Origin of the sequence: Mesorhizobium sp. M7A.F.Ca.MR.148.00.0.0, assembly GCF_003997735.1 — a bacterium.
Classification (GTDB): domain Bacteria; phylum Pseudomonadota; class Alphaproteobacteria; order Rhizobiales; family Rhizobiaceae; genus Mesorhizobium.
This window is the reverse complement of the sequence record NZ_RZTB01000062.1, coordinates 1-19113: the sequence shown is the minus strand read 5'-3', so window position 1 is coordinate 19113 and position 19113 is coordinate 1. Positions and strand designations below refer to the sequence as shown.

At 59.5% G+C, this 19113-nt stretch carries 13 protein-coding genes and 3 pseudogenes; 8 read left to right on the top strand and 8 right to left on the bottom strand.

The window, feature by feature from the left end; translation table 11 throughout:
• The 7 genes from nadC (at position 1) to EOB49_RS21100 (ending at position 7855) form a co-directional block, all read left to right on the top strand.
• Positions 1 to 882 carry a carboxylating nicotinate-nucleotide diphosphorylase gene (nadC, locus tag EOB49_RS21130; RefSeq protein ID WP_024505570.1) on the top strand — a complete coding sequence of 294 codons (882 nt, stop codon included), beginning with the start codon at positions 1 to 3 and terminating at the stop codon, positions 880 to 882.
• Between the two features lie 174 nt (positions 883 to 1056).
• Positions 1057 to 2025: a biotin synthase BioB gene (gene bioB / locus EOB49_RS21125; protein ID WP_245472771.1), complete on the top strand. Its 969-nt coding sequence runs from the start codon at positions 1057 to 1059 to the stop codon at positions 2023 to 2025.
• Complete coding sequence (locus tag EOB49_RS21120) at positions 2022 to 3161, top strand: 8-amino-7-oxononanoate synthase (protein ID WP_127319498.1); 1140 nt, start codon at positions 2022 to 2024, stop codon at positions 3159 to 3161. The genes bioB and EOB49_RS21120 overlap by 4 nt, the downstream gene beginning before the upstream one ends.
• Entirely contained in the window at positions 3158 to 3793 is a 636-nt protein-coding gene (bioD, locus tag EOB49_RS21115) for a dethiobiotin synthase (protein ID WP_063169254.1), read from the top strand. Before EOB49_RS21120 ends, bioD begins: the two co-directional genes overlap by 4 nt.
• Entirely contained in the window at positions 3793 to 5058 is a 1266-nt protein-coding gene (locus tag EOB49_RS21110; RefSeq protein ID WP_127248564.1) for an adenosylmethionine--8-amino-7-oxononanoate transaminase, read from the top strand. Before bioD ends, EOB49_RS21110 begins: the two co-directional genes overlap by 1 nt.
• A complete protein-coding gene (locus tag EOB49_RS21105) occupies positions 5055 to 6038 on the top strand; it encodes a beta-ketoacyl-ACP synthase III (protein ID WP_024505575.1) in 984 nt (327 codons plus the stop codon). Before EOB49_RS21110 ends, EOB49_RS21105 begins: the two co-directional genes overlap by 4 nt.
• 173 nt (positions 6039 to 6211) lie before the next feature.
• A complete protein-coding gene (locus tag EOB49_RS21100; RefSeq protein ID WP_024505576.1) occupies positions 6212 to 7855 on the top strand; it encodes an MFS transporter in 1644 nt (547 codons plus the stop codon).
• A 234-nt stretch (positions 7856 to 8089) separates the two neighbouring features.
• On the opposite strand, the pseudogene hemN reads toward EOB49_RS21100, so the two are convergent.
• Together hemN and EOB49_RS21090 are read right to left on the bottom strand one after the other, a co-directional pair.
• Positions 8090 to 9416 (bottom strand): annotated as a pseudogene (gene hemN, locus EOB49_RS21095) (oxygen-independent coproporphyrinogen III oxidase).
• 467 nt (positions 9417 to 9883) lie between these two features.
• Positions 9884 to 10240: a hypothetical protein gene (locus EOB49_RS21090; protein ID WP_024505577.1), complete on the bottom strand. Its 357-nt coding sequence runs from the start codon at positions 10238 to 10240 to the stop codon at positions 9884 to 9886.
• 682 nt (positions 10241 to 10922) lie between these two features.
• Between EOB49_RS21090 and EOB49_RS21085 the strand changes: the two genes are divergently transcribed.
• Positions 10923 to 12062, top strand: coding sequence for a porin (locus tag EOB49_RS21085; protein WP_127319500.1), 1140 nt, complete (start codon positions 10923 to 10925; stop codon positions 12060 to 12062).
• 483 nt (positions 12063 to 12545) lie between these two features.
• On the opposite strand, the gene EOB49_RS21080 is transcribed toward EOB49_RS21085, so the two are convergent.
• From EOB49_RS21080 to tdh, 6 genes and pseudogenes are all read right to left on the bottom strand, one after another.
• Entirely contained in the window at positions 12546 to 14417 is a 1872-nt protein-coding gene (locus EOB49_RS21080; protein WP_127319502.1) for an acyltransferase family protein, read from the bottom strand.
• 82 nt (positions 14418 to 14499) lie between these two features.
• Positions 14500 to 15060, bottom strand: coding sequence for a CpaD family pilus assembly lipoprotein (locus EOB49_RS21075; RefSeq protein WP_127319504.1), 561 nt, complete (start codon positions 15058 to 15060; stop codon positions 14500 to 14502).
• Between the two features lie 12 nt (positions 15061 to 15072).
• Positions 15073 to 16494: a type II and III secretion system protein family protein gene (locus EOB49_RS21070; RefSeq protein WP_245463569.1), complete on the bottom strand. Its 1422-nt coding sequence runs from the start codon at positions 16492 to 16494 to the stop codon at positions 15073 to 15075.
• A gap of 71 nt (positions 16495 to 16565) precedes the next feature.
• A complete protein-coding gene (locus EOB49_RS21065; protein ID WP_024505585.1) occupies positions 16566 to 17252 on the bottom strand; it encodes a response regulator transcription factor in 687 nt (228 codons plus the stop codon).
• Between the two features lie 811 nt (positions 17253 to 18063).
• Positions 18064 to 18232, bottom strand: a pseudogene (locus tag EOB49_RS37770) (transposase); the annotation flags it as partial.
• Positions 18233 to 18946: 714 nt separating this feature from the next.
• A pseudogene (gene tdh, locus EOB49_RS21055) lies at positions 18947 to 19113 on the bottom strand (L-threonine 3-dehydrogenase); the annotation flags it as partial.

Below are 19113 nucleotides of genomic sequence, written 5' to 3'. Positions count from 1 at the left end.
ATGACTTCATTCTCCCCCCTCCCCGCGACCCTGATCGAACCGATTGTGCGCGTTGCGCTCCTCGAAGACCTGGGCAGATCCGGCGACCTGACCACCGATGCGGTTATCCCGTATGATTGCACTGCCACGTTGGTGCTCAAAGCGAGGCAGGCGGGCGTCGTTGCCGGGCTCGATCTGGTCTCGTATGCCTTCCTTCTCGTGGAACCGGCGATCAACATCCAGATCTGGCGCCCTGATGGCAGCGAGGTTGGGGCCGGGGAAACCATTGCAAGATTGTCCGGACCCGCACGAGGCCTGCTCACGGCCGAACGCACGGCCCTCAATTTCTTATGCCGGCTGAGCGGCATTGCCACTGCCACAGCGGCCATGGTTGAGGCCGTGCGCGGTCACAAGGCGAGGATTGTATCGACGCGAAAGACGACGCCCGGGCTGCGGGCATTGGAGAAATACGCCGTGCGCGTCGGCGGCGGTGCCAATCACCGGTTCGGCCTCGATGACGGCGTGCTCATAAAGGACAACCACATCGCGATCGCCGGCGATATCCGCACAGCAATAGAGCGGGCGCGCGCCGCAGCAGGGCATATGGTGAAGGTCGAGGTCGAGGTCGACACGCTGAAGCAGCTCGATGCAGCGCTCGCGATTGGTGTTGACGCGGTGCTGCTCGACAATATGTCGGTCGAGGATCTTGCCCGCGCGGTTTCTATAGTGGATGGCCGTACGATCACCGAGGCGTCCGGTCGGGTGATGCCGAAAACGGCGGCGGCGATTGCGGCGACCGGTGTCGATCTCATCTCCATGGGTTGGCTGACGCACAGCGCCCCGATCCTCGACATCGGCCTGGACATGCCGGACCACCAGAACATCTGCAAGCACTTGAACTGAGGATTACGGCGTGAGGAGCAACATCAGCTCGGCAGGCGTAGGAGGTGCTGGAAAGACGTGCCGCAGCTCGCCTTTAGCGAGTGCGCCCCAAAGCCAAGAAGGCGTACCGGACTAGCAAACAAAGGTTTGACGATGACGATTGGAATGAACTCGGAGTTCGACGTGAACCAGACCATGCAATCGGTCGATGGAACGCCTCCGCGATGGAACCGCAAAGAGGCCGAGGCCATCTACGGCATGCCATTCAACGATCTGCTGTTCCTGGCTCAGACGATCCACCGCCAGAACTTCGATCGAAACCGAGTGCAGCTGTCGCGGCTCCTTAGCATCAAGACCGGCGGGGGCCCCGAAGATTGCGGCTATTGCAGCCAGTCTGCGCATTACGAAACCGGTGTGAAGGCGTCGAAGCTGGTGGACGTCAAGCATGTCATCGACGAAGCGGCCAAGGCGCGTGATGGCGGCGCAACGCGCTATTGCATGGGCGCGGCGTGGCGAAGTCCCAAGGAGCGCGACATGGACGTTGTGGTCGCCATGATTGAGGACGTCAAGGCCCTCGGCATGGAGACCTGCATGACGCTCGGCATGCTCGATCTTGAGCAAGCTGCTCGCCTGAAGCAGGCCGGTCTCGACTACTATAACCACAACATCGATACCTCTGAGCGCTACTATGGCGAGGTTATTTCAACCAGGACTTTTGCCGACCGGCTGGAAACGCTTGGGCACGTGCGCGCGGTTGGGATGAAAGTCTGCTGCGGCGGCATTGTCGGGATGGGAGAAGAAAAGACCGATCGCATCGACATGCTGGTCACGCTCGCGAACCTGCCTGAGCCGCCGGAAAGCGTGCCGATCAACATGCTTATTCCCATCGAAGGCACGCCGCTTGCCGCGGCCGACGCCATCGATCCGATCGATTTCGTCCGCATCGTTGCGCTCGCGCGGGTGATGATGCCGAAATCCTATGTAAGGCTGTCCGCCGGCAGGACGGCGATGAGCGACGAAACGCAGGCGCTGTGCTTCTTTGCCGGGGCCAATTCGATCTTTGTCGGCGACACGCTGCTGACGGCGGGAAATCCCGGCGAGGACAAGGATACCCTTCTGTTCCGGCGCCTCGGCATTGAGCCTATGGAACTCGCCACGCAATGAAGGAGGCAATTCTTGCCCGCTATGACGCAACCTTGCGGGGACTGGGGCGCAAGGACCGGTTGCGGACGCTCGCACCGCGCGCCGGGCTCGACTTCTCGTCGAACGACTATATCGGACTTGCCGCCTCCAAAAGACTGGGCGATGCGGTTTCGACGGCGATTGCGCGGGGCACGCCAGTGGGCGCCACCGGATCGCGGCTGTTGCGCGGCAATGCACCGGAACATGAGCAACTGGAGGCGGACGCAGCGGCATTTTTCGGAGCCGAGCGTGCACTGTTCTTCGGCAGCGGCTATATCGCCAACTTCGCTCTGCTGACGGCCCTGCCGCAGAAAGGCGACCTGCTGGTCCTCGACGAGCTCGCTCATGCCAGCATGCATGAGGGTGCCCAGGTCGGGCGCGCTGAGTTCAAGCTGGCCGCGCACAACGACGTCGACGCTGTCGAGGACGCAATCACCCGCTGGCGCGCCGAAGGCGGCATGGGGCGGGTGTGGATCGCCTTAGAAAGCCTTTACAGCATGGATGGCGACCGTGCGCCGGTGGAGAGCCTGGTCGCGCTGGCTGATCGGTACCAGGCATTCATCGTCGTCGATGAAGCGCATGCCACCGGCGTCTGGGGACCGGACGGCCGGGGACTGGCCGCCGCGTATGAAGGCCGCGACAACATCGTCACGCTCCACACATGCGGCAAGGCGCTTGGCGCATCCGGCGCGCTCGTTACCGGACCGCGAACACTGTGCGACTATCTTATCAACCGGTGCCGGCCATTCATCTATGCGACCGCACCATCGCCGCTGATGGCAGTCGCGGCACGTGAGGCGCTGACTATTCTGTCTGACGAGCCTATGCGTCGTGCTCAGTTGCACGAGCGTGTCGCTTTCGCGAGCCGGCAATTGGCCGAACGCTGCGGCGTGATGCCCAGCGGTTCGCAGATCCAGCCGCTTGTGATCGGCGATAACAGCCGCACCATGGCGGTGGCGGCAGGACTGCAGGCACGCGGCTTCGACATACGCGGCATTCGCCCGCCGACAGTGCCTGAGGGTACGTCGCGCCTGCGCATTTCGCTGACTCTCAACGTCGACGAAGCCGACATTTCCGCCATGGTCGAGGCTCTCGTCGGAGTGTTGGCCACAGCATGACCAAACGCATCGTCGTCACCGGAACAGACACTGGAATTGGCAAGACAGTGTTTTCGGCCGGACTTGCCGGGCTGCTCGACGGCTTCTACTGGAAGCCGGTGCAATCGGGCCTCAACGAGGAGACCGACAGCGAGGTCGTCGCCCGGCTTTCCGGCTTGCCCGACGGACGCGTGCTGCCCGAAGTCTATCGACTGACGATGCCGCTGTCGCCGCATCGATCAGCCGAAATCGACGGCGTCGCGATCGAGGCCGACGATCTTTCATTTCCGGTCCTGCCGACACCGCTCGTCATCGAAGGCGCCGGCGGGCTGATGGTGCCGCTCAATCGACAGACAAGGTTCATTGACATATTTGAACAATGGCGGCTGCCGGTCATACTGTGCGCCCGCACCGCGCTTGGCACCATCAATCATACGCTGTTGTCGATCGAGGCCCTGAGAGCCCGCTCCATCCCGCTCATCGGCATTGCCTTCATTGGCGAAGAGGTGGCCGATACACAAAGGACAATCGTGGAATTCGGCGGCGTGCCGCAGCTGGGTAGGCTGCCGCACCTCGGTCCGCTGACGGGTGAAACGTTGAGAGATGCAATGATTTCCGGCTTCGACCTGGCCATGATTGCCGGAGGCGACTGATGGCGGAGTCTCGAGTCTGGCATCCGTTCACGCAGCACGCGCTAGAGCCCTCGGTCCCTGAAATCGTGCTGACTGAAGGCGCCTATCTCCACAAGGCCGACGGCTTCCGCATCCTCGATGCGATTTCTTCCTGGTGGGTCGTCACCCATGGCCATCGCCACCCCCGCATCATGAAGGCCATCGAGACGACCGCGTCGAGCCTCGACCAGATCATCTTCGCGGGCTTCACCCACGAGCCGGCCGAACGGCTGGCCGAGGCGCTTGTCGGCATCGCACCCGCCGGCCTCGACCGGGTGTTCTATTCCGACAGTGGCTCGACCTCAGTCGAAGTCGCGCTGAAGATGGCGCTCGGCTATTTCCGCAACATCGGCGCGCCGCGTTCGCGCATCGCCGTCATGGAGCACAGCTATCATGGCGACACGATCGGGGCGATGAGCGTCGGCGCCCGCGGCGTCTTCAACGCCGCCTATGATCCTTTGCTGTTCGAGGTCGACGCCATCCCCTTCCCGGCCGCCGGGCGCGAGCAGGAAACGCTGGATCGGTTCGAGGCCGTTAGCAGCGACCGGCGCGCAGCCGCGCTGATCGTCGAGCCGCTGGTGCTTGGCGCCGGCGGCATGCTGATGTATCCGGCCTGGGTTCTTGCCGAATTGAAGAGGATCGCCGAAGCCTCCGGCACGCTGCTGATCGCCGATGAAGTGATGACCGGCTGGGGGCGCACCGGAACCATGTTTGCCTGCGAACAGGCGTCCGTCTCGCCGGACATCTTGTGCACGTCGAAAGGTCTGACCGGTGGTACCATCCCGCTGGCCGCCACGATCGCCACCGATGCCATCTTCCACGCTCACTTTTCGGAGGATCGCAAGAAGACGTTTTTCCATTCGAGCTCCTACACCGCCAATCCGATCGCCTGCGCGGCAGCACTTGCCAATGTCGAGATCTGGCGTGACGAGCCGGTGGCCGAGCGGATCGCGGTCTTGAGCGCGAGGCAGGCCGCGGGGCTGCAACGCTTCCGGGACAATCCATATTTCACCGACTGCCGGACAACCGGCACCATCGCGGCACTCGACCTACGCACCGGCTCAGCCGGTTATCTGGCCGAGATCGGGCCAAAACTGCGCGCTTTTTTCCTTGAGCGCGGCCTGTTGGTGCGCCCGCTCGGCAATGTCCTCTATCTTCTGCCGCCCTATTGCATCACCAGCGACGAATTGGACGGGCTCTATGACGCGATAGAGGAGGCCGGCGAACGCTTCGGCTCGCGGCCATGAACCTATCGTCGCGCGTTCTCGGCTTCGGCCATCATGCGCCGGCGCGCAAGGTCGAGAACCCGGAAATCGAAGACCGGCTCGGGCTTGAGCCCGGCTGGATCGAGCGGCGCACCGGAATTCGCTCGCGCTTCTGGGCAACAGACGAAGACACGCTGTCGGGCCTTGCCGCCTCTGCCGGCGACATGGCGCTGACCAATGCCGGTATCGACCGCGGCGACGTCGGTCTACTCTTGCTCGCCACGTCGACGCCCGATCACCTTCTGCCGCCAAGCGCGCCGCTGGTCGCACATCGGCTGGGGCTAGGCCGCGCCGGAGCGATCGACCTGACCGGCGCCTGCGCCGGCTTCATCTATGCGCTGATGTTCGCCGACGGGTTCACCCGCCTGCACGGCAAAGCGAGCCTTGTCATCGCCGCCAACATCCTCAGCCACCGCATCAATTTGGCCGAGCGCGCCAGCGCCGTGCTGTTTGCCGATGCCGCCGGCGCCATGGTGATCAGTCCTTGCGATGACCCGGATCGAGGCATTCTCGGCGCTTCGGTGGATTCCGACGGCTCGCGCTACGGGCTAATCCAGATTCCCGCCGGGGGAAGCAACACTCCGTTCCATGCCGACCTCGACCTCGCGCAGACACGGATGACGATCACTGACGGCCGTGAAGTATTCAGCAAGGCCGTGGAGATGATGACCGCCTGCTCGAGAGATGCGCTCACTGCTGCCCGACTGAGGCCGCAAGACCTCAATCGTTTCGTGCCGCATCAGGCCAATGCGCGCATTTTCGACGCGGTCGGCAGGAACCTCGGCATCGCTGATCACTCGATCGTCAAGACGATCGCCGAATATGGCAACTCTTCCGCCGCGACGATCCCGCTCTCATTGTCGCTGGCCCATCGGGCGCAGCCGTTTCGGCCTGGCGAGAAAGTCCTCTTGGCGGCAGCGGGTGCGGGTCTCAGCGGCGGCGCGCTTGTGGTGGGAATTTAGCAAAGCAATGCTTGCGCACAGGACTGCTCATGAATGAGACTATGAGAATGGCTCAATACGTAAATAGTCGCCGGCAAGCTCCATAGAGCTGGGTTCCGTGCGGTGCTCCGCGATGTCTAAGTATCGACCCGCTTGCTCAAATCGCAGCGCTCATCGAAGGCCAGCAATACCTCATGCAGAGCGAAAATCCTCAACCGCCCGTTTCAAAGACGCTCGCCCCATTTCGAAACAAGGTGTTTCGCTCAATTTGGGCGGCCACCCAGATTTCGAGCCTCGGTTGGCTAGTGCAAACGGTCGCCATCAGTTGGCTTATGGCAACGATTTCAGCGTCCGACCTCATGGTGGCACTCGTCCAGGCCGCATCCACATTGCCGGTGTTCTTCCTCTCAGTTTTCGCCGGAGCCATTGCCGACAACTTCAGCCGCCGGTGGGTGATGTTTGCGGGACACTGCCTGATAGCATCGGCGTCGACGACGCTGATGATTTCTGTGGGTCTGGGATTTGTCAGTCCTTGGCTGATTCTCGGGTTAGGTTTCCTGGCCGGCTGCGGCTTTGCCTTGAATGATCCGGCTTGGCACGCTTCGGTCGGCGATATCCTTCACAAACGCGACATTCCGGCCGCAGTGACGCTTATGTCCGTCGGATACAACATTGTGCGCAGCGTTGGTCCGGCCTTGGGGGGCGTGATCCTGGCCGTCTTTGGGCCGCTGGCCGCTTTCGCCTTGGCTGCGGTGAGTGATCTGGCGCCCATAAGCGCGATATGGCGCACCAAATGGGAGGTCCGCTCTTCGCCTCTCCCTCGTGAGAGAATGACGACGGCAATTCATGACGGAGTGCGCTTTACGGCGATGTCTTTGGAGATCAGGGCAGCGACCGCCCGAGCCGCTCTTTTCGGATTGGCAAGCATCTCCATTCTGGCGTTGCTCCCCCTCGTGGTCCGGGATCAGTTGAAGAGTGGGCCAATTGTCTACGGTATCTTATTGGCCGGCTTCGGCATGGGTGCTTTCATCGCGGGCATGGGCAACGGCTTCTTGAGGAAGGTCACGTCTCAAAACAGGCTGGTGGCCTTCGCCTCTGTGGCTTGTGCAGTCTGTTGCCTCTCCCTTGCCCTTACATCGTCGGTTCCTGTGGCGGCCATTTCGCTGGCGCTCGGCGGAGCGGGTTGGCTTATCACCTGGACGGGCATTGACGTGTCGGTGCAGTTGGCAAGCCCAAGGTGGGTTGTAGGCCGCACGCTCTCCATTTACTACGCCTTGAGCGCAGGCGGTATGGCTGCTGGCAGCTGGATCTGGGGTTCTGTCGCGCAAAACTATTCCTTGACCTCAGCATTGGAGGGCGCCGCAGGCGCTCTGTTGCTGGTTGCAGCAGCGGGGATCGTGTTGCCGGTCCGTCCCTGGGAAGAAACCGACCAAGAAAGTTCAGTTTTTCATCCGCCGGACGTGGCTCTCGATCTGAAACCCAGAAGTGGCCCTATCGTGGCCAAGGTCGAGTATTTGATATCGGAGGAAAATATCGAGGCCTTTCTGGGCTCCATGCGCACGCGGCGACACGTCCAGAGCCGTGCCGGTGCACGAAACTGGACGCTCCAGCGAAATCTGCAAACACCGTCACTTTGGACGGAGACATTCCGCACCCCCACCTGGATGGACTTTCTCCGCCTAAATCATCGACTCACCGCAGCAGATAAGGAAGTCGCCCAGCATCTCCTGTCACTGCATGAAGGAGAGGTGCCTCCGCAGACAGTGCTTTCGATTGAACGGACGACCGAGGCAATTCGTACCCGTACCTCGACAATCTTTTCTCGTCCTCCAAGATGACGCCATCAAGCTGCTGTCCAGGGACAGGGTGGATCACCGGTGCTTTGCAGAGCACAGCCTCACACCGAGAGCAGCGTGCTCCGGGTTGTGCGCTTTCGCGCGCACCCAGGCGAGATGATGGTGAACGCGGCGTCAAGTGGAAGTCCCCTGCATACGCTTGCGGAGTCTTCTGCGAGAGCCCATGCCGACGAGCGCCAAACAAGGTCTGATGCCTTTCGGCGTCGTGGCCTCAACTCATCGATTCGCGAGAAAAGCATCGAATGCAGCAGCAACGGCGCGAACAACAAAGCGGTGCTCCGGCCGCACGCGGATGAAGCCGTTTTCGACGTCCAGGATCCCCTCCTCAGCCAGCGTCACCAAACTCTCAACTGAATCGAGAAAACGAGCTGGTTCGATTTCGTGGGCGGCACAGATGGTCGGCACGTCGGCCTCCAAATCGCACATCAGTCGCTCGATGATCGCTGCGCGCACCCGGTCATCGTCGGTCAGACGGTGGCCCTTTGATGTCGCCAGACGTCCACTTGCGATGTGCCGAGCGTAAGAATCCCGTGTTACTTCGTTCTGAACATACCCCTCGCGGACTCGGCCAATAGCCGACGCGCCGAAGCCGATCACGGTTTTGCAAGTATCGGCCGAGTATCCCAGCGAATTACGCCGTAGGCGCCCGGTCTTCTGCGCTAGCGCAAGTTCGTCGTCCGGCGGAGCGAAATGATCGAGCCCGATCTCCCGGTAGCCAGCGCCAACCAGTGTCTCGGCGACAGCTGCAGCCTGTTCGGCGCGAAGATCACCGTCCGGTAGACCTGCCTGCTCGATTAGGCGCTGATTCTTTATCACGGAAGGAATATGCGCGTATCCGAACACCGCAAGCCGGTTGGGGCGCATGGCGACCGCAGCCATCGCGGTCTGGATGCAGGACTGCACAGTCTGTTTCGATAGACCGAAGATGAGGTCGGAGTTGATATGGCCAACGCCATGCCGGCGGAGATTTTCGACTGCAGCGGCCGTCTGCACCTTACTCTGGATCCGATTGATCGCCTTTGCACATCGGGATCAAAGCTCTGCACGCCGATGCTCGCGCGGTTGACACCGTTAGCTGCCAGGGCTTCGGCCATTTCCGGTGTGAACGTTCGGGGATCGATCTCCACGGCGATCGCAGCAGTTTTGCTGAAAGCGAAGTGGCGGCGTAGAAATTCCATCAGCGCCAAGTGCTCGGCTGGCCCGATAAGGTGAGGCGTTCCGCGCCGAAATGCACATCGCTCACCGGCAGCCCTTGCCGCACTTGCTCCGACACCAAACTGATCTCCTGACGCAGCACCGCTAAATAATTAAGGATCGGGCCGTTGCGACGGATGACCGCGGTAGGGAAGCCGCAATACCAGCACATGGATCGGCAAAACGGAAAGTGGAAATAGAGCGACACCGATTCGTCGGCCGGGAGGCCCCCCAGCCATTCCTCATAATCGTCAGCACCAACTGCCGCAGAGAAGTCTGGCACAGTCGGATAGATGGTATACCAAGGCGGCCGGGGGTCCCGGTACTTTGTCAGGATTGAGGTGTGCAAGGAGCTGTCATCCCACGTCGCTGATCCATCATTCTTTCGTTGCGCGCTCGTCCTGGTCTCTGACCTAAGTCAGTGCGTCCCGCTTATGTCGCAGTCTCGTTTGGACAGGATGGGGTCAACCACGCCGGGGAGCGCGCGTGCCATGGTTGCGCCTGAGGTGATGGTGCGGTGCCGCATTCAACGTCTGAGTACGTGACGCCAGTGCAGTGTGCTTGAGGCGTCTGCGGAAGAACTTTGCAATGCGAAATTCATGTCCGACGCAACGGACCTGTCAAGCCTCGTTCAGACGCCATCCAGGTCCAGCCAGCGGCCTTCCCTGCCGGCCGAAAAACCATACCGGCTTTAGCCACCGAGACGCTCTAAAGCTGACGTCGGCTCATTTGATGAAAGGAGGACGCCGCTAGGGGGTGCACAAGGTTCCCCGGCTTGACGTCGCTTCGAGCGAAGAGCGGCGGTGTGGCTTGTCGTCAAGCGCCGGGCAGCGTGCCCCCTACCGATATCCCGAAAAGATCGACCAAGATGGCCATGCCGACGCCACACGCGGTCTGGATGAGGCCGACCATGAAAATGCGATTGGCGCGTTCGTAGATGGGGCGCCGCAAGGAACTCATGTCGAGCAGCATGGACAGCGCTCTCATCTGCAGTGCGATGCCGAGCAGGATCGGCACTACAGCGAACAGATCGTAGAGTTGCCATGGCAAGGGGTTCGCGGCCCAATGAGTGAGGAAGCCGAGCGAAAAGGCAAGCAGGATACCCACGGCAGTGATTGTGCCGTTGCGGAAAATGGTCTCGATCGGTTCTTCCTTCGGATCGTGCTCGTCCAAGCGGCTTCCTTTCGTTGCTCTTTCCGTCGAGACTAAGTTCTCGAGAATGCTGTTCATCGCCAATTACTCGAGGCGAGCCGTAGGCAGCCGTTTCAGGGTGCGCTCCCTCTCGCTTCCGGCCGCGCAATGTACCTGCACGGCGAACTTACAGCGGCGAAAAGGTGCTGCGGCCACCATGCGACGCCTCGGACGTGCACGCCCTCTGTTCCTGGCGCAGCCCTTGCGGAGCGTACGCGCAGTGATCCTTCTCGGTAGCGCATGGCGCGGCCTGCGTTGCGGTCAGACGGGAAGCCGTCGCTGTTAAACGAGACTGTCACATATCGAACATGGCGAACCGTGTCGCACATTGCTTTTCGCAGTGACCCTCAAAAAAAGTGATTCCAGCGAGACGAAGGCGCGTCGGCCCGATTTTGGTGTCGGCCGCATTTACGCTTCAGGTTGGCATGTCGCTTGCTGCTCTATTTCGGAGAGCTGCAGCGGTCCGACCGGAGTGTTTCACATGTAAACGATAATGAATCTCCTAGCAAAAAACACTATTATAAGTACATGTGGCTTTTACGCTGGCTCACCTCTCGTGTCAAGCGCTTTGGCGTCCACATATTGGAGACAACACGCACAAAATTTAGAGGAAAAGCTTGCTCTTTCGCCTCTATCCTTTTTATTCCTTCATGGAGATCTAGACATGTACATCAAGAGTCCTCTTCTGGGCTTAACTGCTCTGATGACCGTTTCCGTCGGTCGAGCAGCTGGCGCCGAGCGGGAACCGGCCGAGTACATCAAGATCTGCGACGTCCTCGGCTCGGGATATTCCTATATTCCCAACACCGAGACCTGCCTGCGCATCGGCGGCTATGTCCGTTACGATATCGGCCTGGGTGACGTCCGATCGTATGACAGCGCAAGAACCTCGGACGTGAGAACTGGCGAGGACCAAGGCACTTGGCGAAACAGCACACGCTTCACGTTCAAAACTTGGACCGGCCAGCAGACCGAGCTCGGCGCGTTGACGACCTATACCGAAACCCACGTGAATTTTGGCAACAGCGCTAACTCGCATGACAGTCCTCAGAACTATGATTTCAACAGCGGCCTCGCACTGGCTTCTGCCTGGGTCGAGCTGGGAGGCCTGCGAGTTGGCAAGGAGGGGTCGGCCTTCGATACGTTTGTAAGCTACGCTGGCAACGTTCTCGATAGTATGCTCGTTCCGTCGGCCGGCTTCGACACCAACGTGGCTCAGTACCACTTCGACGCCGGCAAGGGCATTTCGACTGTGATTTCGCTCGAACAAGGATCGGGCTCAGCCGGTACTATCGACAGCTATATTCCGCACGTTGTCGCCGGCTTGAAATACACGCAAGGCTGGGGCTCGATCACCGGCGTCGCGGCTTATGACAGCAATTACGAAGCTTTTGCCGGCAAGATCCGCGTCGACGTCGCTGTCACAAACCAGCTGTCGCTGTTTGGACTCTTCGGCTACGGTTCCAATGCCAGTCTCAACGAGGACTCAAACGGCGCAATTGCCAATCATGGGCGCGGCTCGTACAAAATCTGGAACGGCCAGTGGGCTTTCTGGGCGGGCGCCACTTACGAGTTTGACGAGAAAACTTCGTTCAACCTTCAGGTCTCGGGTGATCAGCTCAAGGATTCTGGTGTGGCTGCAAACGTCGCCTACATGGTCGTTCCCGGCTTCACGGTCACAGCCGAGGTCGATTACGACCACTACGGCAACTCTGGCCTCGGCCCTGCCGAGCCTACCGCCGTCAAGGGCACGAGCAAGCCGAACAGCGTCGGCGGCATTCTCCGCTTACAAGGCTCATTTTGAAATCTCTCCAGTCGCGAGCATGGCAAAGGCACTTGCCTCGACAACGCACGCATGGAGAGCTTCGTTCGCCATCTTGAAGTCTGCATCAACCGTCCACGGCCCATCGTACCAACTTGAAACTGAAAGGGATGAGCCCTGTGTACTACAGCCTAGCCCTTGACCTGCCCGATGAACCGGCCAGGGGCCGTCAGTTCAAATTCGGGGCCGTTTAGAGGGCAGTGTGAGGCCGTGTTAGGTAAGCGCCACTGCAATGTCGAGGCCGCGACACGCCTGTCGCTTTGGACGGCTGGAATTGCCCTTCGCGGCGCCATTCATTCTCTCAACATTTACGTGATAATGCACGCTGAGTCCGAGCCGCGTGGCAGCACCCATCCCAGGTCACTATCGGGGGGCCTTAAACCTGAACAGCTCCATCGTCGCGGCTGCTGCGGAAGCAGGAGCTATCACTGGGACCCGTACTGGTGCTTGTCAGCCGCTGAGCCGCTACTTCGTCTTGGGAAGAGCATTGTCCTTGCCAAAAGCCGGCCAGTATTTCGAGATTGCCAGTGTGGCGCCGGCTGAAGAGAAATGACCATAGTCGAAATATAAAAACTCTCCTCTATCGGAATAGGCGCAGCGTCCTGCGCTGCACAGGAATTTCAGCGGATCGATGAATGTGGCGCCTTTGGTAAATGAGCGCACACGTTCGTTGATGTCGGGGTCCATCGCGATCGGCCAGGACGTATCGTCCAGATTTTGGCGCTTGGCGAAGAACGCAATTTTCCGGACGTCAGTTGGGAACTGCGGAGACTGGCCGATGACAAACACGCGCACGCCCAGGGCACGAATCGTAGCGATTGTTTGCTGAAGACCGTCGAAACCTCTGACCTCATAGTCACTCCATCTACCGCTTAGGATAACCGTCTTGATGTCCGCTTCCAAGATGACGTCCAAGGCCTTGCGATTGAACCGGACACAATCAAGACGATCGTAAGGGTAGTAATAGAGTATCGGCGCGCAGCTGGCGTACGTATATTCAACGATGTTCGCCTGCAATCGATTTATGTTAGCACCCAAGCCGGAAACATAGTGCGCGGCGAAGGAGTCGCCCCACAAAAAAACCGTTGTTGGAAAACCGCTGGTGCGCGTGCAATCCTCCATATTCCAGCTTTCGATCCGGCTGGTGCCCTCGTTGAAACAGATGCCATTCCTCCAGTCCCCGACGGAAATGCGCCGCTGGACATAGTCCGGAAACCGTTGCGGAAAGCCGTTGCCGAGCGCCCCCGCCGCTCCGCCGGCACAAAGGACAACGATCGCGAGCGCTGAAAAGGCGAAGATAGGCCCCGGGGAGGTGAAGGCCCTCTTCTGTCGAAACGGCTGCTCTACAAACTTCCAGGAGAATGCAGCCAATGCGAGGCTTGCCACCAACATCGCACCGGTCATCAACGGATCGAGTTTTTGGAACGAAAGATAGTGCGCGAACGCATTGAGAGGCCAGTGAACAAGATACAACGAATACGAGATGAGCCCAATCCAGACCAGCGGCCGGACTTCGAGCATGCGGGTGGCGACCGTCGAGGGGGTATTTTGGCCAACATAGATCAGAAGGGCCGTTCCGATGCATGGATACAAGGCGTTGTAGCCTGGGAACGGATCACTCGCCGAAATCGCGAAGAACCCGATGGCGAGAAGGCCAAATCCGGCCACCCCCACCGACTCCATCAGGAATCGGTTGCCCAGCGGCGAGGGGCATTTGAGCATGAGCAGGGCGCCCAACATGAGTTCCCAGATTCGGGTCGGCAGCAGATAGAATCCGGCGGTGGGTGCCAGCGATGTCGCCATCACCGCCACTACGAAGCTGCAGAGAATTATCGGAAGAAGTGTCGTCAGCCAGCGCTTCCCGATGTAGCGATAGATTAGGAACATCAGGATTGGTGCGAAGATGTAGTACTGCTCCGCTACGGAAAGCGGCCAAGTGTGCAACAGTGGTAGAAGCGCGGCATCGATAGAGAAGTAACTTGACGTTTTCCAGAAGAAAACGTTCGACCAGAAGGTCGAGGTAGCTATGATGCTAAGACTGAATCCGCGCAGATCCGGTGGCAGAAGAATGAACAATGCCGCAATGCAGGTGAGAAGCATCACAAAGACGAGCGCCGGCAGAATGCGCCGGGCACGGCGCCAGTAGAAGTTGACGATGGAAAATTGGCCGCGTTCAAGGTCATCCAGGAGGCTTCCGCTGGTTAGGTAGCCGGAGATGACGAAGAAGATATCGACCCCGCTAAAGCCACCCGGGATCGCCGAAATTCCGAAATGAAAGAGTACGACCGGAAGTACAGCAACGGCCCTAAGGCCCTCGATATAGCGCCTATATTGCATCCAGCGGTTCCTTTTATTTTAATCAGGACGCGATTGGAAGCTTTCAATCTCCGGTAGGAGTGCTGCCGAGATAAGGGCGGTATCAGCCACCTTTATCCGTCCCGAATGCTCTGTAAGTTGCAACTGGTACAGAAGCACGATCGCCATCGCCGGCCTTGACGGCCTGATTGTCGAGCAGATCGCGCGGATCGTTGACCATCACGGCCAGGTTATGTCCTGTCGAACAACCAAGCGGCTGTTTGAAGGATTCTTCATTGGGTAAGGCACCATATGAGGGACAGACCGGCGGACGGGCGTGATAGACAATCGCCTCAATTCGCACTGAGCCGGCGTCGTGTTGATCGCGCAATTGAATGTTGTCTTCTTCGATTGCCAACTGCCTGGCCTGATGGGCTACCCCTGTGCTGAGCTGGGGCGAACCGCTGATGAGGAGGTGGATGGCATCGAACCGGCCGCGACTGGCCTTGTCTAGGAAAACACGCAAACGCTGCCGTTCGGAAGCGCGCAGGCTTTGCAACCTCAGGACGGTGGTCTCCTCTCGGACAAGCATTGGTGCCGATGGTTCGACATCAACTGGCGTAGTGCTTGTGCAGCCACTTACGCTTGGTGCCAGAGCGACAAAGAGGATTATAAAACGCAACATCTTTGGATGACACTATTCGATGATGAAGCCGAGACCGCCCTGGGCGCTTGGCGCGCCCGCACGGATAGCAGCGCGGTCTCGCGGGGGACTTGTCACGGAATTCGTCGGAGCGCCCCCTCCGTTCAAAGCCGGTGCCGCCCGCTCGGTCGGTGCGCTCATCTGGTTTGGGTTGGAGCCTGGTCTTACAATGTAAGGCGTAACTAGAATGACCAGTTCTGACTCCTCTTTTTGAAACGAGGTCGAGCGAAAAAGCGGTCCCAGGATCGGCAGTTCTCCGAGCCAGGGAAAGGCCCTGACATCATTGTTGACGTTCCGCCTGATTAGACCGCCGATTGCGAAGCTCTGGCCGCTGGCGAGTTCGACGACCGTATCGGCTCGGCGCGTGGAAACTGCCGGCACGGAAATTCCGTTGATTTGCACGGCACCTTGCGTCGACAGTTCACTGACTTCGGGCGTTACGTGAATGTTGATTTGATTGTTGCTGAGAACTGTCGGCACAAATTCCAGACTGACGCCGAAGTGACGGAATTCAACCGATACCTGCCTGTTTTCCTGCAGGACAGGAATGGGAAATTCGCCGCCCGCGAGAAAGCTGGCCTTTTCACCCGACATAGCGGTGAGGTTCGGCTCAGCCAGGACGGAAGCTATATGCTCCTTGGCGAGCGCGTCGAGAACCGCGCTGACGTTGACGGCACCGTTGTCGAATCCGATTTCTGCTGTACCGCCACCCTGGGTTGAACCAGACCCAGCGCTTGCAGCGCTTCCGCTTAGAACGCCCACTTTGAAATTGCCGATTTGACCGAAGGCGGACAAGTTGACGCCGAGTGACTTCATGGCGCTGCGTGAGACTTCGGCTACGCGCACGCTGAGGTTAACTTGCAGGGATCCAGCGACCTTGATGTTGTTGACGACTTGCGCTCCGTCGCCCAGATATTGCTCAGTGACTCTTTTTGCGGTGTCGGCGACCTCTGCGTCGGGCGCCGTCCCGCTAAGGATTGCGCCGCGCGGCGTATAGTTGACGCGGATGGGATAGTCGCCGACCTGCTCCCGCAACATGGCGCGTAAATCCCCGATCGGTTGCGTGACAACGATACGCAATTCGGCGAGAGGCTCGCCATTGCCATCCAAGGCGAATAGGCTGGTCCGCCCCGATTTCTTGCCAAAGACGAAGATTGTTTTGCTCGATGGCGCCTGAAAATCCGCGATCGTGGGGTCAGCAACAAAGATGGTCGTGGCTGGCGCGGGCAGATGAACGGTCTCCCCGAGCGAAGAGGAAAGGGTCAGCGTGGCGTTGATGCTATTCGAAGCCGCATGCGGCGGGCCTTTGTCCGGCTTGTTTTGCGCCGCGACACCAAGTGGGAAAGTCACAATAAGCGCGCAGAGGAGATGGCCCAGGTAACGGGGCACTGCAGGTCTTGTAACCTTGTTGGCGATCGCCCGCCAATTGGGCGCAGGGCAAGGATGTTGAAGGATCAGCAAAATAGATCTTCTTTCGATTCGACAAACTATGCGGACGAGGCGTCAGTCAATTCTAGGATGTAACCAATGCCTCGGATGGTCTTGATCCGTGGCGTTGCACCTGATCTGGTCAGATGTCCCCGTAAACGATAAATTCCGACTTCAAGCGCGTTGGCAGACACGTCGTCGTTGAATGAATAGAGGTGATCTTCCAATTGCGCACGGGGCACGATGCGGCCTGCCCGGTTAAGCAGGTGCTCTAGAATACAGAGTTCGCGACGTGCGATCATCATTGGGTGCCCATCAACGAAAACCTGGCGGGCGACCGGATCAAAGTCGAGATTGCCAAATACGAGCCTCAGGTCGGTCATCTGTGTCGCCCGGCGCAGAATGGCTCTCATTCTGGCAATAAGCTCATCGGTAGAGATGGGTTTGAGCAGAAAGTCGTCCGCACCTCCGTTGAAGATCGCAATTCGCTTATCGAGATCGTTAAGGCTGCTCATAATGACGGCAGGAACTGAATGCCCGTGGGTCCTCAACTGCCTCAGCCAACCCAAGCCATCGCCATCTGGCAGAGCCAATTCCAGCAGGAGAATTTCATAGCTGGCGCAAGAAAATGCACTCGAAGCCAGTTCCAGAGTACCAACGACATCAACGACGAAGCCGCCATCCCCGAGCGCAAGTCGCATGGCGCGCGCAAGATCCGCATGATGATCCACGAGCAGCGTTCGCATTTCATCTCCTCTCGAAGAGGGACGGCCCATCGAACGCGTCACCGGCGGCCATCTGATCGGAGCACACGGCGCGCAACTCGTCGCAGCTCTCGGAACTGGTCCGAGTCGGAGGGACATGCAAGTCGCTCGGTGGCAATAGGCGCGGGTGAGGACCAACTGACGGGCTCAAATACGCCGGTCGGCGAACCCACGAGGCCAGCAACCCGCGTGCGATTTCTCGTTGCATCATCTCTCCTACGTGCAGCCCCTGCGCTCGCAAGGCAGCGTCGCGGCTCAGAGCCCGATTCCCACAGAGGGTAGGGTTAGCTTTCGAGAAACTGATTGAACAAATCGATTATTTGGATCGAATGCATCCACGGGATGGATGCAGCGCACCATCTTCAACGACTGCGGCGTCCTGATGCACTGTTGTGTCTGTCGTGCTCTGCTTTTTTCGCTGTCCTTCAAGGCTGGCGAGCCTGGTGGAACCTGCGCGTCATTGGCTTGGTAGCTTGAATGCTTAACAACGGAGCGCCCTGCGCAAAGCCGCTCTCATTTCCAAAAAGCCTTGCAATTGGTTGGAGCACTTCGCGCTCGACACCAAAATAGGCGAGGAAAACTGACGTCTGACAGGGATGTACATGCAACAGCCGATTTGCGGCACCAGCAAACGACCGCGTTCAGGCTGAAGATCGACGACCAACGGCTCCTCGATTTCCGCACTGACCGCTTTTACAAGCTCTTCCTGTGCGGGCGGATGCCGGCAAACAGCAGCACAGGGTCAGCGAAACCGGGAGCGGGCCTGCTTGATCGCCATGATCACATTGCCGCTGTCGCGCGTGCGGAGCGGAATGCAATCGGTCCAGCCGGCGGCAATCCGGTCAGCACCATCGTCTGCACGAAGCTCCCTGACGAAGACGTGCCCGAATGCGCTCAACAAAGCCGGGCGGCGGATCTTTCCAATCGCCGAAGGTGCGGGCTGGCACCGAGCGGCGAACTGCGAACTCATTCCTGCCCGGCGGCGCTGGCCGCCGCGAGCGTCGATGCGGACCCAGCCGCTCCGAATCCTCCCACAACACGATGAGCGCGTCGCGGACATCGCTGCCGTAACAGCGGCTGCGGCTCTTGCCCGCAGACGGCCTCTGCTCACGACGGTTCATAAGACGGATCGCGCGCTTGCGAATAATAGCCGGTTACCGCCTCGAACTCATCCAGAATGCGCCGCTTGTCAACGCCGCAATAAAGCTCCACGATCGCCGCTTCACCGTGTCGCCATGCTGAGCCGCGCCATCCTTCCCCCGAACCGGAATGGCACGACCTGTCCATCCCCTTTGGAACAGGACACTATTGGTAACATTTTGCTTGAGGCAATGCGGCTCGTTGCCTTCCTTTTCGCTGACCGGAAGGGTACCGGAAGTCGTCTATCGCATCTTACCCGCTGAAAGCGGCAACACCTCGACCTCAATCGCAGATCATAGGAAATAGACGATCGCGTCGGGGCCTCAGCATCGGTTCACCGGGTTTCCGTCATCGACTGAAGCGAATTGCCCCATCGACCGTCACCGGGTGGGCCGCGATACGTCGCCGTGTATGATTAGCGAGCGCACGTAGCGGAGCCATAGCTCTCCACCCAGCCATGTTCCCCTAGTTGGAAAATGTCCGGCGGACCAGAGGTGCTGTCGTCAGCTTTTCCTGAATAGCGGCCAAGGCAATCCCTACCAGTCCATCACCACCTTGCCGGAACTGCCGCTCTTCATCGCATCGAAACCGATCTGAAAATCGTCGATGCCGATGCGGTGGGTGATCAGGCCGGAGACATCCAGCGGACCCTGCACAAGCGCGATCATCTTGTACCAGGTTTCGAACATCTCGCGGCCGTAGA

Coding starts and splice junctions, on each gene's coding strand:
- bioD (WP_063169254.1), top strand. CDS start 3,158: ATGACCAAACGCATCGTCGTCACCGGAACAGACACTGGAATTGGCAAG.
- EOB49_RS21075 (WP_127319504.1), bottom strand. CDS start 15,060: ATGTTGCGTTTTATAATCCTCTTTGTCGCTCTGGCACCAAGCGTAAGT.
- EOB49_RS21065 (WP_024505585.1), bottom strand. CDS start 17,252: ATGCGAACGCTGCTCGTGGATCATCATGCGGATCTTGCGCGCGCCATG.
- bioB (WP_245472771.1), top strand. CDS start 1,057: ATGCAATCGGTCGATGGAACGCCTCCGCGATGGAACCGCAAAGAGGCC.
- EOB49_RS21100 (WP_024505576.1), top strand. CDS start 6,212: ATGCAGAGCGAAAATCCTCAACCGCCCGTTTCAAAGACGCTCGCCCCA.
- EOB49_RS21120 (WP_127319498.1), top strand. CDS start 2,022: ATGAAGGAGGCAATTCTTGCCCGCTATGACGCAACCTTGCGGGGACTG.
- EOB49_RS21080 (WP_127319502.1), bottom strand. CDS start 14,417: ATGCAATATAGGCGCTATATCGAGGGCCTTAGGGCCGTTGCTGTACTT.
- EOB49_RS21085 (WP_127319500.1), top strand. CDS start 10,923: ATGTACATCAAGAGTCCTCTTCTGGGCTTAACTGCTCTGATGACCGTT.
- EOB49_RS21105 (WP_024505575.1), top strand. CDS start 5,055: ATGAACCTATCGTCGCGCGTTCTCGGCTTCGGCCATCATGCGCCGGCG.
- EOB49_RS21110 (WP_127248564.1), top strand. CDS start 3,793: ATGGCGGAGTCTCGAGTCTGGCATCCGTTCACGCAGCACGCGCTAGAG.
- nadC (WP_024505570.1), top strand. CDS start 1: ATGACTTCATTCTCCCCCCTCCCCGCGACCCTGATCGAACCGATTGTG.